Source organism: Bacillus mobilis, assembly GCF_001884045.1.
GTDB classification, from domain to species: domain Bacteria; phylum Bacillota; class Bacilli; order Bacillales; family Bacillaceae_G; genus Bacillus_A; species Bacillus_A mobilis.
In genome coordinates this window covers 1-3,783 of the sequence record NZ_MACF01000029.1, presented here as the reverse complement: position 1 = coordinate 3,783, position 3,783 = coordinate 1, and the positions used below count along the sequence as shown (strand labels likewise).

Below are 3,783 nucleotides of genomic sequence, written 5' to 3'. Positions count from 1 at the left end.
TTAAAGACATATGAATAATAAGAGTAAAGATAGTAAGGATTGATTATCCCTACTATCTTTTTTTATCTAAACGGATAAATTTAAAATACATAGTAATAATAGATACTTTATGTTATTATCTGAATATTATATATATTATTTTTATGGAGGAAGACGTAGCCTCTGTGCGAGGACCTTGAATTTAAGTAAAGGAGTTAGTAGCTAAATGACAATATCTCGTAAGGAAAAAACAATAAAGGATAAATGGCATGAGATTGTATCTGTTAGAGAAGCACAAACAGGTAATGGGACAATGTACTATCTTATGGATGAAAACTTAGATTTTATACTATTAGTAAAAGAATATCTCGATATGATACAAGCAAGAGCAATACGAGAAGTATCTCCTAATACGATAAAAACATATTGCTACAACTTATGGTATTTCATTGTGTATTTGAAAATAAAGGGTTTGGGTATTTTGGACCTAGATGGAAAACCTGATATTCTTACTAACTTCAAATTATGGCTCAAGAACCCGTATAGATTTTATGAAAATGTAGAGATGCTAGATTATGAATACGTTGAAGACGACCTTAAAGTTTCTACTGTCAATGCCATCGTAGATAGGGTAAGTTCTTTATTCCTTTGGCTTAAAGCTAGTGGGAGGATTAAAGACAATCCTGTTGTGTATCGTAATGTCATGGTTACAAATGAGATGAGAGATAAAGATATGTTATCCCACACTCGGAAAAGCAGGACTGTTCAGAAGAACACTTTAAAATCAAAAGTTCCTCATATTATTCCTAAGACCATTGATCAAAAGGATTTTCAGACGTACCTGAAGGCAGTCAATCTCTTACGAGATAAAATCATTCTCTTAACTCTTAAAGAAGGAGGGGTAAGGTCTGGTGAGCTTCTTGGAGTAAAGCTTGAGGACATTGATTATGGCGAGCAAGGCATACATATTCGTTTCAGACCAGACAACGAAAATGGATCAAGGGCTAAGGCTGGGTATGGCAGGGACAGGTTTGTTCATCTCCCACCTGACCTTATGATTTTGATAGATAGATATATTAGTAGCTATTGGGTGAACAGTGACCCTGTTACTGATTTCCTGTTTGTTGTGGTTAATAGTAATAATCCTATGGATAATGGAAAGCCGATGAAGAAATCGACACTTACCTCCACCCTTAATCATTACAACAGGAAAACAGGGATTAAACTGAACACCCATAAACTAAGACACACGCACGTTACTGAATTAGCAAGAGAGTACATCAGTAAAGGTGAGCCTATCAACTGGAAGTATATCCAAGAAAGGGTTGGTCACAAAGATGTTGCAACCACGATGCAAATATATGCCCATTTAAATGCAGAAGACCATAAAAAAGAATACCAACGAATGAGTGAGTATAGAGAAGAGAAACGGAAGGAGCGAGAAAATGGCAAAAAATGAAGCAGCAAATTCATCAAAAGCAAATAACTCGAAGAGTTTGGGAACAAAGGCAACCTTTTCTCCTTTTCCTATTACAGCTATCGATACCTCTTGGATGACGAAGACACAGAAGAAGTTCTTCGAAGTCTTACAGCAATCTGAAAACCAAGATAAAAAGTATGACGTATTATCTAAATTAGCAGGATTTAAAAGCTCTGGTCCTTGGTATACAGCCATCAAAGATGAAAAGTTCGCTGAACTTTTAGAAAACATGGGTGTTCAGGTAAAACACTACGAAGATGACTACCCTCCCCATCACGAAGTTGAGTACATTAAAAACCCAAAAGAGCGAGAAGAATATCTCAAAGAAGATGTGTGGGATGTAAGAAGGTTATTTAAGAATTATCCAAAACATCTTTCTCCTGTTCAATTTATCGTTAAATTGACTAAATTGGAAAATATTCATTTACGCCCAACGGTAAAAAGGTATTTTGTAAATATGCTTGGAACTTGGGAAGCTAAAACGTTTAAAGAAAACATCCTATGCTTGAGTGATTTTTTTAGTATACTGCATGATAAATTTCCGAATATCAAATCTTTTAAGGAGCTAAATAGGCAGGAACATATCGAAAAAATTCTTCCTGACATATATTCACTTTCTAACTGCAAATCTATCAGAGCGATAATAACTACCCGTTCTATGTTCCGATACATGTACGAAAATAAATGGTCCGATGGACCAAAAACAGACGCTTTATTGATTAGTTATGATACGCCTAAAACGGTAGAAACCCTACCAAGACCCATTCCACCACATATTAAAATAAAATTGGATGATTACTTGGAAAATATAGTAATCCCCCTATTGGAAGATAGTGAGGAAACTCCCATTGTATCCCCGACTTATTGGGATTTAATTATCATTTTAAGATATACAGGAAGACGTTTTGAGGACATAGCTCACTTAATTGCAGATGGAAGTGATATTGATTGTTTGAAATATGATTTGGATGGAGATCCACAACTTTTCCTTGACCATCGTATTGCAAAAATCAAAAAAGATTTGGTCGTTCCATTAGCACATTTAAAAGACTCCAAAGGAAGAAATATAGTGGAACGGGCAATTTTACGCCAAAAGGAACGGGTAAAAGATTTACCTCCTACTTCTGATAAGCAAAAGTATTTATTTAGGGAAGTTATTACTTTCGTTCAAGAAAAAACTCTGATAACGGAGTCTGTTAGTTATGCCACTATTTATCATCATGTACTGTCTAAAATATGTAATCAAATCCCATTATCAGATATTGGTGCACAGTCTGGAGATATTTATAAAATAGCTTCACACCAGTTTAGGCATACAGTAGCCACCGAAATGATTGATGCAGGAGTCGATATATACGCTGTTAAAAACTTTTTAGGGCATTCATCAGTTAACATGACAGAAAAGTATATTAAGGTCTACCAACAACGTTTAAAAAAGGAGTTTAAAGATAAGCTTCTTAAATCTGATGCCACAGCAATTAAAGACAATCTCCCAGAGCAAGAAGAAACTTTCGGTGATAACAAATGGGTCAAAAACAAAATTATCGCTATTTTTGACCAAGGTGACGGATGTTGTGAGCATCCTTATAAGATGCCCTCCTGTCCTCATCAGGTGGCTTGTAAAACGTGCATTAAGAAAAAGATATTGCCGAGACATAAAAACGCAGTTATAGATACAATAGATGCCTTTACAACGCATTTAAACCAAGCGAAACAAATTGGACTAAATGAAAAAATTGAGGAATTTGACAAGGTAGTTCAGTTCTATCAAACCGCATTGGAAATCATTGAAAAGGGTGAAACATTCGATGCCTCAAAACATTTCTATACAGGAGGTGTCCATTAATGGCTAATATGAGTCCAAATACCTCTAAAATGGTTGAATCAAAGAAAATGGAAAGCAGGTTAAAGAAGCAAACTGTTTTAGCTGTTCTAAAGGAGCTAACGCTCCTTGATGATCCAATAAGTAACCCTATATCAAAAGCTGAAATTTGCCGTAAAGCAGGAGTAAGTAAAACGTTTTTGTACTCGTATCCAGAAGAACTTATAAAGCCAATTGATGAAGCAATAATAAAACAAAATCAGAAATTAAAGGTTATCACAAAAAAACAGACATTTAGTGAAAGTTCCAAGGACAAACTTATTGATTCCCTAAAAAGAAGAATAGGTAATTTAGAAGAAGAAAACAAAAAACTAAAAAGAGACAATTCTATTCTACTTGGAAAAATAGCGAATAAGTAAAAAAAGCCTGTATCGAAAATTACCAGGTAATCGTCGATACAAGCTTTATATTTTAATGTTTAATAATGGTTATATATATTTAA

Annotated in this window: 3 protein-coding genes; all 3 read left to right on the top strand. The window is 34.5% G+C overall.

Features of this window, described 5'->3' with window-relative positions; all coding sequences use genetic code 11:
- The first annotated feature begins 205 nt into the window (after positions 1 to 205).
- The 3 genes from BAQ44_RS03485 to BAQ44_RS03475 are packed head-to-tail and all read left to right on the top strand — an operon-like array spanning position 206 to position 3,700.
- A complete protein-coding gene (locus BAQ44_RS03485) occupies positions 206 to 1,438 on the top strand; it encodes a tyrosine-type recombinase/integrase (RefSeq protein WP_000156041.1) in 1,233 nt (410 codons plus the stop codon).
- Positions 1,425 to 3,305: a site-specific integrase gene (locus BAQ44_RS03480; protein WP_001096999.1), complete on the top strand. Its 1,881-nt coding sequence runs from the start codon at positions 1,425 to 1,427 to the stop codon at positions 3,303 to 3,305. Before BAQ44_RS03485 ends, BAQ44_RS03480 begins: the two co-directional genes overlap by 14 nt.
- Positions 3,305 to 3,700: a DUF6262 family protein gene (locus tag BAQ44_RS03475; RefSeq protein WP_000002619.1), complete on the top strand. Its 396-nt coding sequence runs from the start codon at positions 3,305 to 3,307 to the stop codon at positions 3,698 to 3,700. The genes BAQ44_RS03480 and BAQ44_RS03475 overlap by 1 nt, the downstream gene beginning before the upstream one ends.
- Positions 3,701 to 3,783 lie beyond the last annotated feature (83 nt).

What these genes read in the sequence shown, in the direction of transcription:
- BAQ44_RS03475 (WP_000002619.1), top strand. Translation starts at nt 3,305, where the DNA reads ATGGCTAATATGAGTCCAAATACCTCTAAAATGGTTGAATCAAAGAAA.
- BAQ44_RS03485 (WP_000156041.1), top strand. Translation starts at nt 206, where the DNA reads ATGACAATATCTCGTAAGGAAAAAACAATAAAGGATAAATGGCATGAG.
- BAQ44_RS03480 (WP_001096999.1), top strand. Translation starts at nt 1,425, where the DNA reads ATGGCAAAAAATGAAGCAGCAAATTCATCAAAAGCAAATAACTCGAAG.